Origin of the sequence: Flavobacterium sp. KACC 22761 (assembly GCF_034058155.1) — a bacterium.
Taxonomy (GTDB): Bacteria; Bacteroidota; Bacteroidia; order Flavobacteriales; family Flavobacteriaceae; genus Flavobacterium.
This window is the reverse complement of sequence record NZ_CP139148.1, coordinates 28,520-47,631: the sequence shown is the minus strand read 5'-3', so window position 1 is coordinate 47,631 and position 19,112 is coordinate 28,520. Positions and strand designations below refer to the sequence as shown.

The 19,112-nt window shown below is 35.3% G+C and carries 15 protein-coding genes; 4 read left to right on the top strand and 11 right to left on the bottom strand.

Annotation, left to right across the window (positions count from 1 at the left end; all coding sequences use genetic code 11):
• Window positions 1-120: 120 nt before the first annotated feature.
• From SCB73_RS00205 to SCB73_RS00160, 10 genes are all read right to left on the bottom strand, one after another.
• Window positions 121-573: a hypothetical protein gene (locus tag SCB73_RS00205; RefSeq protein ID WP_320568195.1), complete on the bottom strand. Its 453-nt coding sequence runs from the start codon at window positions 571-573 to the stop codon at window positions 121-123.
• Window positions 574-848: 275 nt separating this feature from the next.
• Window positions 849-3,254 (bottom strand): TonB-dependent receptor domain-containing protein, encoded by a 2,406-nt coding sequence (locus SCB73_RS00200; protein ID WP_320568194.1) that lies wholly within the window; start codon window positions 3,252-3,254, stop codon window positions 849-851.
• 154 nt (window positions 3,255-3,408) lie between these two features.
• Window positions 3,409-4,125: an urease accessory protein UreH domain-containing protein gene (locus SCB73_RS00195; protein WP_320568193.1), complete on the bottom strand. Its 717-nt coding sequence runs from the start codon at window positions 4,123-4,125 to the stop codon at window positions 3,409-3,411.
• 8 nt (window positions 4,126-4,133) lie between these two features.
• On the bottom strand, window positions 4,134-5,210 hold the full coding sequence (hypD, locus tag SCB73_RS00190) for a hydrogenase formation protein HypD (protein WP_320568192.1): 1,077 nt from the start codon (window positions 5,208-5,210) through the stop codon (window positions 4,134-4,136).
• A 191-nt stretch (window positions 5,211-5,401) separates the two neighbouring features.
• Entirely contained in the window at window positions 5,402-6,028 is a 627-nt protein-coding gene (locus tag SCB73_RS00185) for an FKBP-type peptidyl-prolyl cis-trans isomerase (protein ID WP_320568191.1), read from the bottom strand.
• A gap of 3 nt (window positions 6,029-6,031) precedes the next feature.
• On the bottom strand, window positions 6,032-8,305 hold the full coding sequence (gene hypF, locus SCB73_RS00180) for a carbamoyltransferase HypF (protein WP_320568190.1): 2,274 nt from the start codon (window positions 8,303-8,305) through the stop codon (window positions 6,032-6,034).
• 11 nt (window positions 8,306-8,316) lie between these two features.
• The gene (locus tag SCB73_RS00175; protein ID WP_320568189.1) at window positions 8,317-8,823 is read right to left on the bottom strand and encodes a HyaD/HybD family hydrogenase maturation endopeptidase; all 507 of its coding nucleotides are present in this window, start codon (window positions 8,821-8,823) and stop codon (window positions 8,317-8,319) included.
• An 8-nt stretch (window positions 8,824-8,831) separates the two neighbouring features.
• Window positions 8,832-9,596, bottom strand: a complete 765-nt coding sequence (gene cybH, locus SCB73_RS00170; protein ID WP_320568188.1) for a Ni/Fe-hydrogenase, b-type cytochrome subunit — start codon at window positions 9,594-9,596, stop codon at window positions 8,832-8,834.
• A 15-nt stretch (window positions 9,597-9,611) separates the two neighbouring features.
• Window positions 9,612-11,348 (bottom strand): nickel-dependent hydrogenase large subunit, encoded by a 1,737-nt coding sequence (locus SCB73_RS00165; RefSeq protein ID WP_320568187.1) that lies wholly within the window; start codon window positions 11,346-11,348, stop codon window positions 9,612-9,614.
• Window positions 11,349-11,365: 17 nt separating this feature from the next.
• The gene (locus SCB73_RS00160; RefSeq protein ID WP_320568186.1) at window positions 11,366-12,493 is read right to left on the bottom strand and encodes a hydrogenase small subunit; all 1,128 of its coding nucleotides are present in this window, start codon (window positions 12,491-12,493) and stop codon (window positions 11,366-11,368) included.
• Window positions 12,494-12,653: 160 nt separating this feature from the next.
• Here SCB73_RS00160 and SCB73_RS00155 point away from each other — a divergent pair, with 160 nt between their 5' ends.
• Genes SCB73_RS00155 through hypE form a run of 4 tightly spaced genes read left to right on the top strand, consistent with a single transcriptional unit; the run spans window position 12,654 to window position 15,124 of the window.
• Window positions 12,654-13,010: a hydrogenase maturation nickel metallochaperone HypA/HybF gene (locus SCB73_RS00155; protein ID WP_320568185.1), complete on the top strand. Its 357-nt coding sequence runs from the start codon at window positions 12,654-12,656 to the stop codon at window positions 13,008-13,010.
• A 6-nt stretch (window positions 13,011-13,016) separates the two neighbouring features.
• Entirely contained in the window at window positions 13,017-13,865 is an 849-nt protein-coding gene (hypB, locus tag SCB73_RS00150; RefSeq protein WP_320568184.1) for a hydrogenase nickel incorporation protein HypB, read from the top strand.
• 2 nt (window positions 13,866-13,867) lie between these two features.
• Window positions 13,868-14,104, top strand: coding sequence for a HypC/HybG/HupF family hydrogenase formation chaperone (locus SCB73_RS00145; protein WP_091491746.1), 237 nt, complete (start codon window positions 13,868-13,870; stop codon window positions 14,102-14,104).
• Window positions 14,105-14,113: 9 nt separating this feature from the next.
• Window positions 14,114-15,124: a hydrogenase expression/formation protein HypE gene (hypE, locus tag SCB73_RS00140; RefSeq protein WP_320568183.1), complete on the top strand. Its 1,011-nt coding sequence runs from the start codon at window positions 14,114-14,116 to the stop codon at window positions 15,122-15,124.
• Window positions 15,125-15,325: 201 nt separating this feature from the next.
• Here the strand turns inward: hypE and purL are convergent, their stop codons facing one another.
• A complete protein-coding gene (gene purL, locus SCB73_RS00135) occupies window positions 15,326-18,997 on the bottom strand; it encodes a phosphoribosylformylglycinamidine synthase (protein ID WP_320568182.1) in 3,672 nt (1,223 codons plus the stop codon).
• Between the last annotated feature and the right edge of the window lie 115 nt (window positions 18,998-19,112).

The following is a 19,112-nucleotide window of genomic DNA, read 5'->3' as shown; positions in this document are numbered from 1 at the left end:
TAAATAAAAAATAGGTATAATTTTTAATTTTGTGGAATTTTATGGGAAAATTTATATGGACTCCTAAAAATCAACGAAAACGTTTTCTTTTTTGTAGTAAATTTTCGAAAAAATTACAAATTATTTATTTGATGCGTTTTTTCCAAGGTCGTTATAGTCTTCGTAATCTTTCACTCTTTCGCCCATAATGAACATTTTTTTCTTCGCAAAATGAATAGAAAACTGTGTATAGTTCCATTCTTCGCTATCATTGGTTCTGTACCAAAGTGTATATGAAGCACTGTTGAAACCTTCTTTAAAAACAGGAATACCTTCTTCGGTACATTCAATTCCCCAGTTGATCTTTTTTTTGCTCAAATCTTCGTACTGGTAAACTCCCGTTCCGTCTGGATTTAAGATAAAAACAGGCTCTTTTTTTCCTGCAGGAGTATAAGTTCCCGGTGCTGGATAACCAATAGTGGTGGTGATAAAGCGTTCCTTATCTCTATAAGTGATTGGGTTTACTTCAACTTGTGAATACGATTTTGCAGTAAAAAATACTAGAGCAAAAAAAACTAAACGAATTGCTTTCATTCTATGTAGGATTAAGTGTTTTTGGGGTTCGTAAAAAATTCTGTGGCAGGAACTTTTTGGCGAATATAGTTCAAATTTCAATAAAAAATGAATCCCAATTAGAAGAATGATGTTTTTGTTTAATGACCATCCGGAATTTGTACCGAACTAATAATAACCGCAAATTTCGCAAATTTGCGCAAATCCTATTTTTGTTTTTCAAAGATTTAATTTGTGCTAATTTGTTGTTGTTTTTTTAATCCGTCTAGTGATAGTCTTTCTTGTTTTTAAAAAGATTACTCAGCTGAAAACTGATTTTCTAATAGTTTTTCTTTAAAATCAGATTTAAAAGTATAAGCAAAAGTTACCATCAAGGCACGTGTATCTGATTTATTGGTTCTTTGATTAGAAAAAAGTGCCGTGTTGTTTTTGTAGCCGCTTTCAAGCGTGTTAAACATATCGGTTACGACTAATCCCAAACGAGCATTTCCTTTTCCGAGTTTTTGCTGAAATCCCATATCGACATTATAAACAGGAATACGTTTTCCTTGAGGAGTTGCCAAAGCCGAATTATAATTTCCAATAATTTGAAGTTTTCCGCCTTTCCAAGGAATAAAATTATTAATTACTTTTCCGTACCAGCTAAAAGCATTGTTCACAATATCTTCGCCCAAATTTGATGAGTTGATGTTTTGCTGAAAAGCAGTCAAACTGATATTAGCATCATAAAAACTTAAAGGTTTTAGCGTGAAAATAGTTTCTAAGCCATACGTAATAGTGCTTCCAATGTTTTTTGGCATTAATAAAACTACACCATTGTCTAAAAGTTCTGCATATTGCCTGATCGTATTTGTGGCATTTCTATAAAAAGCATTTGTAGAAAATGAGTATTTATCCCAATCATGGCTATAGCTCATTTCGGCAATGTGAATAATTTCTGGTTTCAAATACGGATTTCCACTATGCGGATTCAAGGCATCTGTAATATCCACAAACGGATTCAATTCGTCTAAATCTGGTCGGTTGATGCGTTTGCTGTAGCCAATTTTTACAAATTCGTCTGTAGCTAAATTTAGTTGCAACGAAGCCGACGGAAAAAGTTTTAAATAATTATTGCTAAAGCGATCGCTGTTATTTTGAGTTGCTCCAGTGTTAGAAACATTTTCGGCACGCAAGCCTAGATTGTATTTCCATTTTGGATTTTCGATTTCGCCAATAGAAGAATTCAGCATTCCGTAAAAGGCATTTATTTGTTCGTTATAATCGAATGTATTGCTCGCAATGGGATTTACGACATAATCACCATTGATTAAAGTTGCCGTTTGAAATTCTGAATTAAAAAAGCGATATGTTCCTTTGTAACCTGTTTCGAGAATTGTTTTAGTTGAAAGCGGTGTAGCATAATTTAAAATCGCATTTGTGATGTTTTCATGCTCATAATTGTGTGTGCGCTGCCATAAAACATCACCAATTTGCTGATTGTATTGGTCGTAATTATAGGTGTCAATATCTGTGTTTTCTCGATCGTGATTAAATGATGAGGTAATGCTGGCGTTTAAAGACTTTCGGCTGTCATCAAATTTTCGGTCATAGTTGAAAGCAAATTCGGCTACTTTTGAGCGTTCTAATTCTAAAGAATGTCTTTTGTTTTTAGAGAAAAAGTCATTTGTATGGGTGTTTACCTGAGTGTACAATGTTTCGTCATTATCTTGACTTTCCATATTTCCAATCGCTTCAAACGAAAAACTATTTCTTTCGTTCGGTGTAAAATCAACATTGAATTTTAGGTTTTGCAATCCTTCAGTACGTTCGTCACTTCTATGCTGATTGATGTAGTGCTCATCATCAACAAAATAATTCGTTCTTTGGCTGTTTACTTCTTTTGTTCGGCCCGCAAAACGATTATCGTAACCCAAACCAATATTCCATTTGTCCGTTTTATTGTTTAAAAGAACCGAACTGTTCATTCTTCCTTTTGCACCAAAACCAGCGCCGAGAACAACAGCTCCGTTAAGACCGCTTTGATTGTTCTTTTTAAGTTTGATATTGATGATCCCGCTTTCGGCATTTGCATCATATTTAGCTGTCGGATTGCTGATTACTTCAATGCTTTCAATACTACTTGCCGCAATCTGATCCATGTTGGTAATAGTCGAATTTTTGCCATTAATCAAAATCATAGGCGACTTTCCTCGCAAAGTTATACCGCCTTCAGCGTCAACGGCTACAGTTGGGATACTTTTAAGCATATCTGTCGCTGTTCCGCCCGTTTGAGAAATATTTGAAGCTGCATTAAATACAAATCCTCCCTCTGTTTTTTGAATTTGCTTTTTTTGAGATGTCACTACAACGTCATTCAATAAATTAGTGTCGTTTTGCAAAACAATATTTCCAACAGAAATGGGTGTGTTTAAAACTTTGATTCGCTGCGTTATGGTTTTGAATCCAATTAGTTTGAATTGCAATTGATATTCCCCCGAATTTACATTTTCTAAAGCAAAATTTCCGGAAGCATCTGTTACGGCAAAACTTGCAACTTTAGTTGAATCGGTTGTTTTTTTCAAAAGGACGTCGACAAATTCTACAGGCAGTTTTCCGTCAGAAACATTTCCTTTTATAGAAGGATTTGTTTGGCCAAAAGAAAACTGGCTCATTAAAAATAAGAGAAGAAAGGCGGATAATTTTTGCATCATTTTTTTCATGAGACAAAGATATTTATCTCATCAAATGAAGCTTTTTAAAAGGCCTTAAGATATCATTAAATTAGACTTAGCAATTATATAAAATTTTTTCGCATTAAGGGATTAAGGTTATAAAACGGGGCTTAATCTCTTAATGGTAAAAACAAAATTAAGTTTAAAACAAATTGTTATAAATAATTTTGGCTCCGTAAACGATACATATTACAGAAGAAATTATAATTAAAACATACTGTAATTTTTGAGATTTTAGAATACTCTTAGTAAAAGGAATACTAAACAATCCTGACGCTATAAACATTCCTATTATCGATCCAATTCCAAAAATTAAAATATAAAGCAAACCTTCCAAAGGTGTTTTCATTTGCGAAATAACCAAAACGACTAAAGACCCGCTTCCGGCCAATCCATGAACGAGGCCTACACCAAATGCAGTTTTATAATTTGTTGATTCGTCAAAATGAGAATGTTCAAAGGAAGCAATAGGATGTGAATGAAAATAGGTGTGTGCGTGCATGTGCGTATGGGTGACCCCGTTGCTGTGCGTGTGTTCGTGACTGTGATAATAAGTATGGGAATGTTTTTTTTTGTATAATAATTTAAACAAACGATAGCTTCCTAAAATAATTAACATCAAACCAACAACCGCTTCGAGATAATTAAAAATGTTTTCGCTTATCGAAATCTTAAAACCAATCATAATAACGCCTACAATAAAAATTGTCGAAGTATGGCCAATTCCCCAAAACATTCCGTCTTTTAAAGCGTCTTTAATTTTGGTTCTGTTCGTAACCAGATTGTTGACAGCCAGCAAATGGTCTGTTTCAAAAGCATGCTCGAGCCCGGCATAAATGGTAATTAATAATCCAATCATTTCATTTTTTATAAATAGTTGAAGTAAGCAGAACAAGCCCCTTCAGAAGAAACCATAGGTGCTCCAAGCGGATTTGAAGGTTTACATTTTTTTCCGAACTCAGGACATTCATTCGGTTTTTTATTTCCGGTTAAAATCTGACCGGCAATACACAAATTGTCGGTTTTGCTAGTAGTAGTTTCTATAGAAAATTTAGTATTGGCATCATACATTTTGTAGTTTTCTCTCAATACAAGTCCGCTGTTTTCAATTGCTCCAATGCCTCGCCATTCCTGACTTCCTATTGTAAAAACAGTATTTACAACCTCTTTTGCCCGAATATTTCCTTCTTCCTTTACTAATCTGGTATATTGGTTTTCAACCTCATATTTTCCTTGTTCTAGTTGTAAAACAGCATGATAAATAGCCTGAACCATATCGGCAGGTTCAAACCCTGAAACTACAATCGGAATTTTATATTTTTCGGCAATCGGGTAATATTCTTCCAGACCAACTATTGTACACACATGTCCGGCGCCTAAAAAAGCATTTATGTTGCAAAACTCATCTGATAAAATGGCTTCCATTGCTGGCGGAACTAATACATGCGAAACCAATAAACTAAAATTAGTCAAACCCAGTTTTTGCGCATGAAGTACTGCCAGTGCATTGCTGGGCGCTGTGGTTTCAAAACCAACGGCAAAAAACACCACTTCTTTATCCGGGTTTTTTGTGGCAATATTTATAGCTTCCAAAGGCGAATATAAAATACGCAAATCGCCTCCTTCGGCTTTGGCTTGCAGTAAACTTTTTGAGGAACCGGGAACCCGAATCATATCGCCAAATGAACAAAGAATTACATCTTGTTTCAGTAACTCGATAGCTTTATCGATTAACGAAATAGGCGTAACACAAACCGGACAGCCTGGACCATGGATCATTCTGATATTTTTTGGCAATAAATCCAGCAATCCGTTTTTGACCAATGAATGTGTCTGACCACCACAAATTTCCATGATATTCCATGGCTTTGTGGTTATTTTATGGATTTCATTTATATAATGTTTGACCAGTTCGGGATTTCGATATTCAGACAGGTATTTCATTTTAAATTACATTTCGAGTTATATACTAATTCACTTAACCTTTCCTTATAATCAAACCTATAATTTTAGAAGCGGATTATACGGATTCGCTATCGCGAAAACACGGATTATGCGGATTTTTTAATTTTTGCACATAAAAACACTTTAGGCTAAAACAGTTTTCCTGGAAATAGTTTTTATGTATATGGCTCTTAAACAATATTTAAAAGTTCAATTATAAATACCAAAGTAGAGTTGGGCTGAATTACTGGTGGAGCTCCCATTTCGGCGTAAGCCAAATCATGCGGAATATAAACTTTCCAGCGAGAACCTTCGGGCATTAATTGCAGTGCTTCCTGCCAGCCTTTTATGGTTTGCAGTACTTTCATTGTCTGAGGGCCTGTATCTTTAGTTGAATCAAAGACATCTTTGTTCAATAAATAACCTTCATAAATTACATTTACGGTATCAGTAATTTTTGGTTTTTTGCCATTTCCTTCGGTTAAGATTTCGTATTGCAAACCGCTTGGCAAAACATTAATTCCTTCTTTTAAGGCATTTTTAGTTAGAAACGCACTTCCAATTTCAGCATTTTTAACCTTTAATTCTTCCTGTAGCAATGCCACATAATTATTAAAAATATCAATAGAACGTTTTGGCGAAATTTTCTCTCCCGATTTCTCAAAAACAGATTTCATTCCATCTGTAAAATCTTCGTATTTAATTTCTTCAAAGCCAATGTCCTTCAGGCTTAAAGCCATTACAACTCCTGCCGAATAGGAAATTTTATCTTTTTCTTCTGTTTTGCCAACATGTCCTAATAGTTCAAGAATATCCATAGTTTATTTTTTTAGATGTAAATAATGATTGAGCTGTCCAAATGAGATGTTTTCGTCATTTGGAGAAAGTATTTCATGAAAATGTAATTTGTAATTCGGTTTCAGGTAATCTATGATTAAATCAGCCAACACCGAGTTTTGAAAAACGCCTCCGCTAAAAGCAATTTCTTTTGATTTTGAAAATAAAGCCACTTTTTCAATGCACTTTACCAAAGTATAATGAAAGTTTAAAGCCACTTTTTCCGGTTTGGTATTCTTTTCTACAGCTTTAACAATCTGCAAAAGCAATTTTTTTGTTGGGATTATATTGGTTATGTTTTCGTTTTTCAGATAATCCTTTAATTTCAAGTTTGGTTTATTAAATGCTTTTTGAGCCAGATTTTCCAGATACATACCAGTTTCGCCTTCAAACGAAACAGCATCTTGAAAGCCAAGTGTAAAAGCCACCGCATCGACTAATCTTCCCATTGAAGATGTTTTAATAGCGCTGTTTTTAATGAGGTTTGGATAAATTTTCAACTCATTTTGACTGAAATACTGTTGAAAATAAGTATCATTTTCGCTGATAGAAAGTGCTGTCATTTTAGGGTTTTGGGGCATTTTATCTCCTAAAATCCAGGAATAATAATCCAAATGTCCTATTCGGGTAATTTGTTTGTGATGGTATTCAAAAAATTCTCCGCCATAAATTTGGTTTTCGCTTCCAAAACCGGTTCCGTCCCAGATAACGCCCAATATTTTTGATTTTTGCCAAAGATTTTTTTCGCTCAAAATTGCAGAAAAATGAGCTTCATGATGCTGAATTTTTATAGCGTTTAAGGTTGAATCTTCCTTTTGAAATTCAGAAACAATTTTATTGTTTTCGTAATTTGGATGTTGGTCATAAACAATGGTTTTTGGAACAAAATCAAAAAAGCGTTGATAGTTTTTTATCTTCTTTTCAAACCGTTTATAAGCATCATAATTAAATAAATTACCAATATATTCACTCTTGTTAATCTGCTGATTTGAAGTGATGGTAATCGTATTTTTTAAAGACGCACCCAAACAAAGTATTTTTTCAGAGGTTTTTTCGGGATAGGAATAATCCAAATTTGGAGCAAAACCTCGCGCACTTCTTAAAACAATTTTTTGCTTATGTTTTCCCGAAAAACGAATGACCGAATCATCTTGCGAATTTTGAATTTCTAAGTTATGATGCAAAAAATAATCGGCTATAGAATTTAATGATGCAACAGCTTCATTTTGATCAGAAAAAATAGCCGAACCATTAAAATTACCACTCGTTGCAATTAAAGGCTTTTGAAACTCATTAGAAATTAAATACAACATTCCTGAATTGGGCAACATTGCTCCGATAGTTTTCATGTTTGGAGCTATTTGGTTTACCGCCAAATCTTTTTGATTTTTCAGAGGTAAAATTACAATGGGCGCCTGAGTTGATTTTAGCCATTTTTTTTCGGTTTTATGACAAAATAAATGTTTTTTAATTTGTTTAAAATCGCGAAATAATACGGCAAAAGGTTTTGTTGAACGCTTTTTTCGGTTTCGTAATTCCTGAACAGTTTTGGCATTTGTGGCATCGCAAAGAAGCAAATAACCCGAAGTATTTTTTAGGGCAATGATTTTTCCTTCGTTTAATTTTTCCGAAACAAATTCAAAAATTTCTTTGTTTGTTCCAGAAATATGGGTTCCATTATGATCTGTAAATGAAATTTGAATTCCACACTCCGGACATGAATTGGTTTGAGAATGAAACCGAATATCCCCAGGATTGTTGTATTCTTCCAGACAAGTTTCGCACATTTTAAAAGTGTTCATGCTTGTGTTTTCTCTTTCAAAAGGAAATTTTTCAGCAATAGCATAGCGTGGTCCGCATGAAGTGCAACTAATAAAAGGATAGTAGTAACGACTATTTTCCGGGTTTAAAATCTCTTCTTTACAGTTTTTACAGATAGCGAAATCGGGAGTTAAAGGCGCATTGATTGAAATTCCTTTTTCTGGTTCTTTGATAAAAAAAAGGTTAAATCTTTCCTCTATTTGGATTTCTGAAATCTGTATGGTATTAATTTTAGCTTTTTTAGGATGCCTTTTTTTTATATCAAAAATAAATTCGTTTATTATTTTTTTCTCTTTTTGAATAACTATGACAACACCAAATTCATTATTAGAAACAAATCCTTTCAAGTTGTATTGAATTGCTAAATTGTATACAAAAGGACGAAAACCAACACCTTGTACAATGCCTGAAATGGTTATTTGAAATGTAGGTGTCAAAAAAAGAATTATTAAATTTTAATTTTTTCTATCAGTTGGATAATTTCAGCAGTTACTTTTTCTATTGAAGCTTCTACTTTTGGTGAAAGTTGCATGCACATTGGCTCCATTTTTAAAATGGTAATGGTGTATAAATAGATTTCGGGCATGGTATCGAGCATCGACAAGATTTCGACCATATCCTTAAGTCCAAAATTGTGCCCGCTTAGCGAAATAGGAAAATCTTCTGAGAAACGTGGTTTCAAAAGTGAAATTGTTCCTTCTTCTTTTCCATCCATTGTAGCATCTACAATAATTACTTTTTGATGACTTTCGATGTATGGAATTAAGGTAAAACCACCAGTTCCGCCATCAACAAAGGAAATGCCTTCTGGAAATAGGGTCTTATCTATTCTGTTGATAAAATGTACACCGACACCTTCGTCGCCCATTAAATAGTTACCTATTCCGAGAACTAAAATGGTATTTCCATCAGAATGGAATTCGTCTATTTTTCTTGTACTGAATTCTGTTTCCATATTTTATTTCAACTAACATCTTTTGTCTCCAGCGAATCTTGATTTATTGTTTTTATTTCAGAAAGTTCAATTTCTTCATTCTTGACTCTTTCAGTAGGAACAAATTTGTAACCGCTCACCATAGCCGATGTTTCTCCAAAGCCTTCCAGCCAATCATGAAAGAAAACCAGATAAACGTGTACTACTGCAAATAAAATAAAGGTCCAGGTAGTAAAATGATGGATCATTCTAACATTTAAATCTCCTCCAACCAGGTTTACAACCCACCCAAACATTTTAGGTAAAAACCAAGTAGAATTGGGTTTGTACATTGCAAATCCTGTAGCAATCATTATAAGTGCCATAAAAAACATGACCAGATAAGATACCGCCGCTACGCTATTATGACCTACGGCGCCAACAGGAGAATCGGACGATTGTTCATTTTGCAGAAAAATATCATATTTAATTACATGCCACATTCTTTTAAATCCATTTTTTTTAAAAGGGAAAAAGACACGCCAGCTTGCATATTTATTTCCTTTGAAAGCAAAATATATTCTTAAGATCATAACTGCAACCAATAAGTAAGCACATATAAAATGAATCTCCCGAATGTATCCAAACCAGAATTGTCCAGAAGCTTCTTTATTAGAAATAATTCCCGGCGGATCACCAATAATAAAACCTGTAGCTACAAGTCCTGTAATGGCCAAGGCATTTACCCAATGAAAAATTCGTATGGGCAACTGCCATATGTAAGCTCTTTTATAATCGTTAGTTTTTGTTGGCATACTGTTCAATTTAAATTAAACGGTGCAGATTGTTATATCATTTACTTCTTTAATAATGTCGCCATTTTCATCGTATAAATGCACTGCACAGGCAATGCATGGATCAAAGGAATGTATGGTTCTGATAATTTCTAAAGGCAATTCTGGATTTGCAATTGGAGTATTCAACAAAGTGCTTTCGTAAGGAGATCGCTGACCTTTAGGATCTTTCGGTGAAGCATTCCATGTTGATGGCACGACCTGCTGATAATTGGCAACTTTTGCATCTTTTATTACAATCCAATGGCTTAAAGCACCACGTGGAGCTTCTACAAGACCAACACCTTGTGCTTCTTTTGGCCAAGTTGTTGTTTCCCATTTTTCCATATTGGCCATTTTAGTATCGCCGTTTTTGATGTTTTTAATCAAATCATCAAAAAACTCAAGATTCCAGTTGGCTACCAATTGCGATTCGAGCGCTCGTGCTGCAGTTCTTCCTAAAGTTGAGAATAAAGCTCCAGCAGGAATTTGTAATTTTGATAAGGTAGAATCGACAATTTCTTTAAATTCTTCCCTTCCGGATGCATAACCAACCAGCATTCTTGCCAGTGGACCAACTTCCATAGCGTGGCCTTTCCATCTTGGAGTTTTGATAAAACTGTATTTTTCATCAACATTTAAATGCGTGTAAGGCGGTTTTGGTCCAGTATAATTGATTTTTGTTTCTCCAGACCAAGGTTGTCTTCCTGAATTTCCATCGCCTTCATAATCATACCAAGAGTTGTTTACATATTCTTCGACAGTTTTTAAATCTCTTAAATCTAAATCATGGACTTTTGTCAAATCTTTGTCTAAAATGACTCCCGACGGAAATTTAAAAGTGTCATTATTAGTATTATTATGCCCTTGTGTTGGGAAATCACCAAAACTCATAAAATTATGAAAGCCTCCAATAGCGCCCCAGTCTTTATAAAAACCTGCAATAGCAAGAACATCCGGAAGATAAACTTGTTCTACAAAACGTTTTCCGTCCTCCAAAAGCTGTCTTACAAAGGCAAGTCTTTCAGCATTTAGCCCGCTTGCATCATCCAGATTTATTGAACATGCCATGCCACCAACCAAAAAGTTAGGATGCGGATTTTTACCTCCAAAAATAGCATGTACTTTTACGATTTCTTTTTGCCATTCCAAAGCTTCAAGATAATGCGCTGTAGCCATTAAATTGGCTTCTGGCGGTAATTTCATTTGCGGATGTCCCCAATAGCCATTGGCAAAAATCCCTAATTGACCACTGGCAACGAACTTTTTCAATCGTTTTTGCAAATCAGAAAAATAACCCGGTGAACTTTTTGGCCAATTTGAAATAGATTGCGCCAGTTGTGAAGTCTTTACAGGATCAGCATTTAAACCACTTATAACATCTACCCAGTCAAAAGCATGCAAATGATAAAAATGAACTACGTGATCGTGTAAATACAAAGCTCCAAGCATTATATTTCTAACTATTTCTGCATTGGGCGGAACAACAATTCCGAGTGCATCTTCAACAGCTCTTACAGATGCTGTAGCATGAGTTGAGGTGCAAACACCACAGGTTCTTTGTACAAATGCCCAAACATCTTTTGGATTTCTGTCTTTAACAATATTCTCCAAACCTCTCACCATTGTCGATGATAAAAAGGCTTCTTTTATAGTTCCGTCTGAAATTTCAACTTCAGCTCTTAAATGTCCTTCTATTCTGGTAATTGGGTCTACAACTATTCTCTTTGCCATTTTATTTTTTGTATAGGTTATAAATCCTCTAAGTGTTTCTCGTTTTCAGTTCCCTGATTAATTCGGTGTTTTAGCTCTTTTCTTTTTGATACATTCGAAATTATAGCATGGGCTCCAATTCCGGCAACAACCCCTCCAAGAGCGATTTTGCCAAGAGTATCGGCATTTGCTTCGATGCTTCCTCCATTTATAGAAGCATCTCTTGAATAAAAACTTCCTGCATCCCAAAAGTCTTTGGCACTACATCCTAAACAACCGTGACCCGATTGAATTGGATAACTAACCCCGCCATTCCATTTCATATTGCCACAGGCATTGTAAGTGCTTGGCCCTTTACAGCCCACTTTGTATAAACAATACCCTTTTTTAGCGTTTTCATCATCAAAATTTTCGGCAAATAATCCGGCATCAAAATAAGGTCTTCGGTAACAGCTGTCGTGAACTCTTTTAGAATAAAAAGCTTTAGGACGGTTGGAACTGTCTAATTCAGGTAGTTTTCCAAAAGCAACCACGTGTACAATAATTCCGGCCATAACTTCGCCAATTGGCGGGCAGCCCGGAACATTTATTATAGGTTTATCTGTAATAATTTTATTGATAGGTACAGCTCCAGTAGGATTTGGTTTTGCTGCCTGTACACATCCGGTTGTAGCACAGCTTCCCCAGGCAATGATAGCTTTTGCTCCTTTGGCAGATTCTTTTAGGATATCAATAGCGCTTCTTCCGCCTATACAACAATAATTTCCGTCGGCTCCCATTGGTACAGAACCTTCAACACAAAGGATATATTCACCTTTGTATTTATCCATTGTTGCTTTTTTAGCAGCTTCAGCCTGATGACCAGAAGCAGCCATTAAGGTTAAAGTATAATCTAAAGATATTTTGTCTAAAATAATATCAGCCACAATAGGATGATCAGATCGAATAAAAGATTCGCTGCAGCAGGTACATTCCTGAAAGTGTTCCCAAATTACCGGAAGACGCGGAGTTGTTTCTAGCGCTTTAGCTATTTGGCCAATAGCAGAACTTTGAACTCCCATATAGGCTCCAATGTAGGCTGTAAATTTTAAAAAATCTCTCCTACTATAGCCTTGTCGTTCAATACTGTTATAATAGGTTTCATTGACTTTTATTTTATCTTCCATACTCATGATGTTTAAAGAAACTTTGATTTATTGAAAAGAGCCTATAAAGTAGGGCTAATTTTTTATGAAACGAATACCGAAATTATTTAAATGGTTATTTTAAAAAGATGATAATTATCAGTTTTTTCTTAGGAATTTAATTTTAATTTTAGCAGTTTTTATGACATTAAAAATTATGCATGAGCTTTCTGTAGTTACTTCAATTGTTAAAATTGTCCAGCAAGAAGTAGATAAAATAAAAGGGAAAAGTGTTCTGGAACTTTATCTGGAGATAGGAAAATTATCAGGAGTCGAAATGGATTCCTTTTATTTTGTATGGCCACAATGTATTAATGGAAATGTTTTAGCCCAAACAAAATTATTTGTTGAAGAGCCAATCGGACGAGCCCGCTGTGCCGAATGTGAAACCGAATTTCATATCGAAAAAACTTTTGATAGTTGCCCCAATTGCAACAGTCAGTTTAAAGAGATAATCTCGGGCAAAGAATTAAAAATAAAGAAAATAATCATAAAATAGTTTGTTATGTGTACCACTTGCGGTTGCAGTTCTGATGAAAACGAAATCAGGTTTACTAAAATAGGAGAGAAGCAACTGCATTCTCATTCCGGTCATTATCATAGCCACGATCACCATCACGATCATCATTTTGACCATGACCATGATCACGATGATCACGAACACCATCATGATCATTTCCATAATCATTCGCATTCTCATGAAATTAGCGTAGTACAGCTTGAAAAAGATATTTTGTACAAAAACCAGCTTACTGCCGAGAGAAACAGAGGTTTTTTTGAAGCTTTGAATATTTTTTCTGTCAATTTGGTAAGCTCGCCGGGTTCCGGAAAAACTTCTTTATTAGAGAGAACCATTTCTGATTTAAAAGATAAAATTGCTTTTTCTGTAATCGAAGGCGACCAGCAAACCACAAATGATGCCGACAGGATTCATAAATTAAATGTTCCCGTAATTCAGATTAATACTGGAAAAGGTTGCCATTTAGACAGCGAAATGATATCAAGAGCAGTAAAAGAACTAAAACCGGTTCAGGATTCTGTTTTAATGATTGAAAATGTTGGAAATCTGGTTTGCCCTGCCATGTTTGATTTAGGAGAATTAAAACGAATCGTGATTATTTCAGTTACCGAAGGCGAAGATAAACCGCTGAAATATCCTGATATGTTTTCGGGATCGCAAATCTGCATCATCAATAAAATTGATTTATTGCCGTATTTGAAATTTGATTTGGAGAAACTGAAAGAATATGCAAAAAAAGTAAATCCGCATTTGACTTTCTTTGAAGTTTCAGCAACTTCTGGCGAAGGCTTATCGGCTTGGTACGATTATTTAACCCAATCTATAAAAAAATAAGTATGTGTTTAGCAGTTCCCGGCCGACTTGAAAAAGTGACAGCAGAGCTTGATGAAACTTTTAGAATTGGAAATGTTTCTTTTGAAGGCATTATTAAAGAAGTCAATTTAGCTTTGGTTCCCGAAGCAAAAGTGGGCGATTATCTTTTGGTTCATGTAGGCGCAGCGATTGGAATTATTGATGAAGCCGAAGCAAAAAGGACAATGGAGGTTTTAAAACAAATGGGCGAAGAGATTTAAAACTGTGAGATGGAAAAAAAACAGGAAGTAATTCATCTGCACCACGGAAGTGGCGGTGAACATATGACTAAACTCCTCAATGAAGTAATTTTTAAGATTCTGAAAAATGATATTTTAGAAGTCCGCCATGATGGTGCATTTTTAAATTTACAAGGAAATCTGGCTTTTTCGACTGATAGTTATGTTATTTCGCCGGTATTTTTTAAAGGCGGAAATATTGGTGAGCTGGCAGTAAACGGTACTGTAAATGATTTGTCGATGTGCGGTGCAGTTCCAAAATACCTTTCGCTGGCTTTAATTATTGAAGAAGGTTTTGGTTTAGATGAGTTTACAGAAATCATTAAATCAATAAAACAAACTGCAGACAAAGCCAATGTTCAAATCGTTACTGGAGACACAAAAGTAGTCGAAAGAGGAAAAGGCGATAAAATTTATATCAACACTTCGGGAATTGGTGTTCTTCATGAAAAAGCCAACATTAAAACTCAAAACATTAAGGAAAATGATATTGTAATCATAAACGGCCCAATTGCTTCGCACGGAATGGCAATAATGTCGGAACGCGAAGGATTGGAATTTGAAAGCGATATCTTGAGCGACACAACCAGTTTGAACCATACAGTTTTAGATTTAATTGAGCGATTCGGAAATAAAATTCATTTTTTAAGAGATGCCACCCGTGGCGGACTGGCTTCGGTGCTACACGAAATAACGACAGAAATTAATTTAGGAATTTCGCTTTTGGATGAAAATATAAAAGTCGAAAATCAGGTAAAAAGTGCCTGCGAATTATTAGGTTTAGACCCGCTGTATGTGGCTAATGAAGGAATTTTTGTTTGTGTTACAGCGCCCGAAATCAAAGATGAAGTATTGGAGATTCTGCAAAAGATAAATCCAAATGCATCAGAAATTGGTTTTGTTACTGCCGAACATCCATCAAAAATAATTATTGAAAGCGCTTTTGGAGGCAAAAGAGTGGTGAATCCTTTGGTTGGAGAACAGTTGCCACGAATTTGTTGATTTTTTTTTAGCCACGAATTACGCGAATTGGCACGAATTAAAAATAGCCACAGATTAAAATGATTAAAATGATTTTTTTATAAAGTAAAAAAAATCTGTGAAAATCTGTGGCAAAAAAATAATTTGTGAAAATTCGTGTAATTCGTGGCTATCAAAAAAAACGCCCGATAAATTCGGGCGTTTTTAGTAAAAATATATTTCTTAGTTTTTCTCAATCCATTTTCTGGCATTAACAAAAGCTTCGTGCCAAGGCGTAACCTCGTCATTTCTGTCTTTTGGATAATGAGCCCAGTTCCATTGGAAAGTCGAACGCTCAATATGAGGCATCATAACCAAATGTCTTCCTGTTTTATCACACATCATAGCCGTGTTATAATCAGAACCGTTTGGATTTGCTGGATAACCTTCGTAAGCATATTTCGAAACAATATTGTATTGATCTTCTGCATAAGGCAATTTGAATTTACCTTCTCCGTGAGAAACCCAAACTCCTAAAGTGCTTCCAGCCAAAGTTGACAACATAACTGAATTGTTCTCTTGAACTGTTACAGAAGTAAAGATACTTTCGTGTTTGTTACTTTCATTATGGTGCATTTTTCCGTGAACTTCGTGCTCTGGATTAATTACTTCCAATTCCATAAACAATTGACATCCATTACAGATTCCAACAGATAAAGTGTCTTCTCTTTTGAAGAAATTATCTAAAGCTGTTTTTGCTTTTTCGTTGTATAAGAAAGCTCCAGCCCAACCCTTAGCAGAACCTAAAACGTCAGAATTTGAGAAACCTCCAACAGCTCCAATGAACTGAATATCTTCTAAAGTTTCACGGCCAGAAATTAAATCAGTCATGTGAACGTCTTTTACATCAAAACCTGCTAAATACATAGCATTTGCCATTTCACGTTCAGAGTTACTTCCTTTTTCACGGATAATCGCCGCTTTCGGTCTTGGCTTAGAATTGTCGATTTCTGGTTTCTTTCCTGTAAAGTGTGCAGGGAAAGTGTAATTTAAAACCTGATTTTTATAGTTTTCAAAACGAGCTTTTGCTGTTCCGTTTTTAGATTGTTTTTGATCTAATAAATAAGAAGTTTCGAACCAAACATCTCTATAGGTTGGAATATCCAATTTATAAGTACCAAATTCCAAAATTGCAGTTTCTTGAACTGAACCAATTTTGAAGAATTCAACATTATTAGCTTTTAATTTAGCTTCAACAGCTGCGTCAGATTTAGCTTGGAATACAATTCCGATGTTTTCTGCGAAAAGGATTTTCAATAAGTCTTTTTCGGCGAAACCGCTCAAATCAATTTTAGCACCAAGATTTACATCAGCAAAACACAATTCTAATAAAGTAGTGATCAAACCGCCGCTTCCGATATCGTGACCCGCTAAGATTTGGCTTTCGCCGATTAATTCTTGGATCGTATTAAATGCATTTTTGAAGAAAGAAGCATCTTTTATTGTAGAAGTTTCGTTTCCTATTGTATTTCTGATTTGTGCAAAAGATGAACCTCCTAATTTGAAATCGTCTTGAGACAAATTGATATAATAGATTGAATCTCCGTTTTTCTGTAAAACTGGTTCAACCACTTTTCTGATATCGGTACAGTTTCCAGCTGCTGAAATAATAACCGTTCCTGGTGCGATCACTTCGTCATTTGGATATTTTTGTTTCATCGAAAGTGAATCTTTTCCTGTCGGAATATTGATTCCCAATTCGATTGCAAATTCAGAACAGCCTTCAACAGCAGCGTATAAACGAGCGTCTTCACCTTCGTTTTTACAAGCCCACATCCAGTTTGCAGATAATGAAATTCCTTTTAACTGATCTTTAATCGGAGCCCAAATAATGTTTGATAACGATTCTGCAATTGCATTTCTAGATCCAGCAACTGGGTCAATCAAAGCAGCAATAGGAGCATGGCCGATAGAAGTTGCAATACCTTCTTTTCCTAAATAATCCAGAGCCATAACTCCAACATTATTCAAAGGTAATTGTAACGGACCTGCATTTTGTTGTTTGGCCACTTTTCCTCCAACGCAACGGTCCACTTTGTTTGTTAACCAGTCTTTTGAAGCAACAGCCTCTAAACGTAAAACATCTTTTAAATAACTTTCGAAATCTCCTGCGTTGTAAGCAACATCAGCATATTTTCTGTCAACTGTACTATCAGTCATAACTGTTTTTGGAGAACTTCCGAAGAAATCTTCTAAAGCATAATCCATCGGTTTTGAACCGTTAGTTTTTGATTGGAAAGTAAAACGGTGATCTCCTGTTACATCTCCAACTTCATACATTGGAGAACGCTCTCTGTCGGCAATTCTTTGTAATGTATCGATATCTTTTTGACCAATAACCAATCCCATTCTTTCTTGAGATTCGTTGCCGATAATTTCTTTTGCAGAAAGAGTAGGGTCTCCAACTGGTAATTTATCTAAATCGATTAGACCTCCAGTTTCTTCCACCAATTCAGAAAGACAGTTTAAGTGTCCACCCGCACCGTGATCGTGAATAGAAACAATTGGATTGTTGTCGCTTTCTACTAAACCACGAATAGCATTTGCAGCACGTTTTTGCATTTCTGGGTTTGAACGCTGTATCGCATTCAACTCAATTCCTGAACCGAAAGCTCCTGTATCTGCAGAAGAAACCGCAGCACCACCCATTCCGATTCTATAGTTTTCACCTCCAAGAATTACGATTTTATCGCCTTCTTTTGGTTTGTGTTTGATAGATTGATCTAATTTTCCGTATCCAATTCCACCCGCTTGCATGATTACTTTATCGTAACCAATTTTTCTGTTTTCTTCTTCGTGCTCGAAAGTCAAAACAGAACCTGTAATAAGCGGCTGACCAAATTTATTTCCAAAATCAGAAGCTCCGTTTGAAGCTTTGATTAAAATATCCATTGGTGTTTGGTACAACCATTTTCTTTCTTCCACTGCATTTTCCCATTTTCTGTCATCCTGAGCGGAGTCGAAGGACTTTAAACGAGAGTAAGAAGTCATGTAAACAGCAGTTCCAGCTAATGGCAATGATCCTTGACCTCCAGCTAAACGGTCACGAATTTCTCCTCCAGATCCTGTTGCAGCTCCGTTGAAAGGCTCAACTGTAGTTGGGAAATTGTGTGTTTCTGCTTTTAAAGAGATTACAGAATCAAATTCTTTTATTTCGTAAAAATCAGGTTTGTCTGCCGATTTTGGTGCAAATTGCTGCACTTTTGGTCCTTTTACAAAAGCAACGTTGTCTTTGTAAGCAGAAACAATATCGTTAGGATTTTCCTGAGATGTTTTTTTGATTAATTTGAAAAGAGAAGTTTCTTTTTCTTCTCCGTCAATCACAAATGTTCCGTTGAAGATTTTGTGACGGCAGTGCTCTGAGTTTGCTTGAGAAAAAGCAAAAATTTCAGAATCAGTTAATTTTCTTCCAAGTTTAGTTGAAAGATTGTTTAAGTAATCGACTTCTTCTTCGCTTAAAGCTAAACCTTCAACTTTGTTGTAAGCAGCAATATCATCAATTTCCAGAATTGGTTCCGGCTGAATGTTGATAGTGAAGATTTCTTGATCTAATTCGTTGAATTTTTGAGAAAGCATTGGGTCAAAATCAGTAAAATCTTCCATCGCAGGATGAAATTCCTCAATTCTGATAATGCCCGAAATTCCCATGTTTTGAGTAATTTCTACGGCATTTGTACTCCAAGGTGTAATCATAGTTGCGCGTGGTCCAACAAAAAAACCTGGTAATGCAGATTTCTCGATCTTATTCGCGTCGGCAAAAAGCCAGTTTAATTTTGAAATGTCTTGAGCTGAAATTTCGTTTTGCGTTTGTACGGCAAAAACAGTTTTGCTTTGGTTTTCAAAGAAATGGATCATTTGTGTAGTTTGTTGTATTGAGCTGCAAATTTAATGTAAATAAATAGTAAGCGCAAATTTGGAAACGATCTCTTTTCAAAAAAAATGAAATTGCTTTTTTCTTGCATTTTTTCTA

What these genes read in the sequence shown, in the direction of transcription:
- SCB73_RS00160 (WP_320568186.1), bottom strand. Translation starts at nt 12,493, where the DNA reads ATGGAAGATAAAATAAAAGTCAATGAAACCTATTATAACAGTATTGAA.
- SCB73_RS00175 (WP_320568189.1), bottom strand. Translation starts at nt 8,823, where the DNA reads ATGGAAACAGAATTCAGTACAAGAAAAATAGACGAATTCCATTCTGAT.
- hypE (WP_320568183.1), top strand. Translation starts at nt 14,114, where the DNA reads ATGGAAAAAAAACAGGAAGTAATTCATCTGCACCACGGAAGTGGCGGT.
- SCB73_RS00155 (WP_320568185.1), top strand. Translation starts at nt 12,654, where the DNA reads ATGACATTAAAAATTATGCATGAGCTTTCTGTAGTTACTTCAATTGTT.
- SCB73_RS00195 (WP_320568193.1), bottom strand. Translation starts at nt 4,125, where the DNA reads ATGATTGGATTATTAATTACCATTTATGCCGGGCTCGAGCATGCTTTT.
- hypD (WP_320568192.1), bottom strand. Translation starts at nt 5,210, where the DNA reads ATGAAATACCTGTCTGAATATCGAAATCCCGAACTGGTCAAACATTAT.
- purL (WP_320568182.1), bottom strand. Translation starts at nt 18,997, where the DNA reads ATGATCCATTTCTTTGAAAACCAAAGCAAAACTGTTTTTGCCGTACAA.
- cybH (WP_320568188.1), bottom strand. Translation starts at nt 9,596, where the DNA reads ATGCCAACAAAAACTAACGATTATAAAAGAGCTTACATATGGCAGTTG.
- SCB73_RS00145 (WP_091491746.1), top strand. Translation starts at nt 13,868, where the DNA reads ATGTGTTTAGCAGTTCCCGGCCGACTTGAAAAAGTGACAGCAGAGCTT.
- SCB73_RS00165 (WP_320568187.1), bottom strand. Translation starts at nt 11,348, where the DNA reads ATGGCAAAGAGAATAGTTGTAGACCCAATTACCAGAATAGAAGGACAT.
- SCB73_RS00200 (WP_320568194.1), bottom strand. Translation starts at nt 3,254, where the DNA reads ATGAAAAAAATGATGCAAAAATTATCCGCCTTTCTTCTCTTATTTTTA.
- hypB (WP_320568184.1), top strand. Translation starts at nt 13,017, where the DNA reads ATGTGTACCACTTGCGGTTGCAGTTCTGATGAAAACGAAATCAGGTTT.
- SCB73_RS00205 (WP_320568195.1), bottom strand. Translation starts at nt 573, where the DNA reads ATGAAAGCAATTCGTTTAGTTTTTTTTGCTCTAGTATTTTTTACTGCA.
- SCB73_RS00185 (WP_320568191.1), bottom strand. Translation starts at nt 6,028, where the DNA reads ATGGATATTCTTGAACTATTAGGACATGTTGGCAAAACAGAAGAAAAA.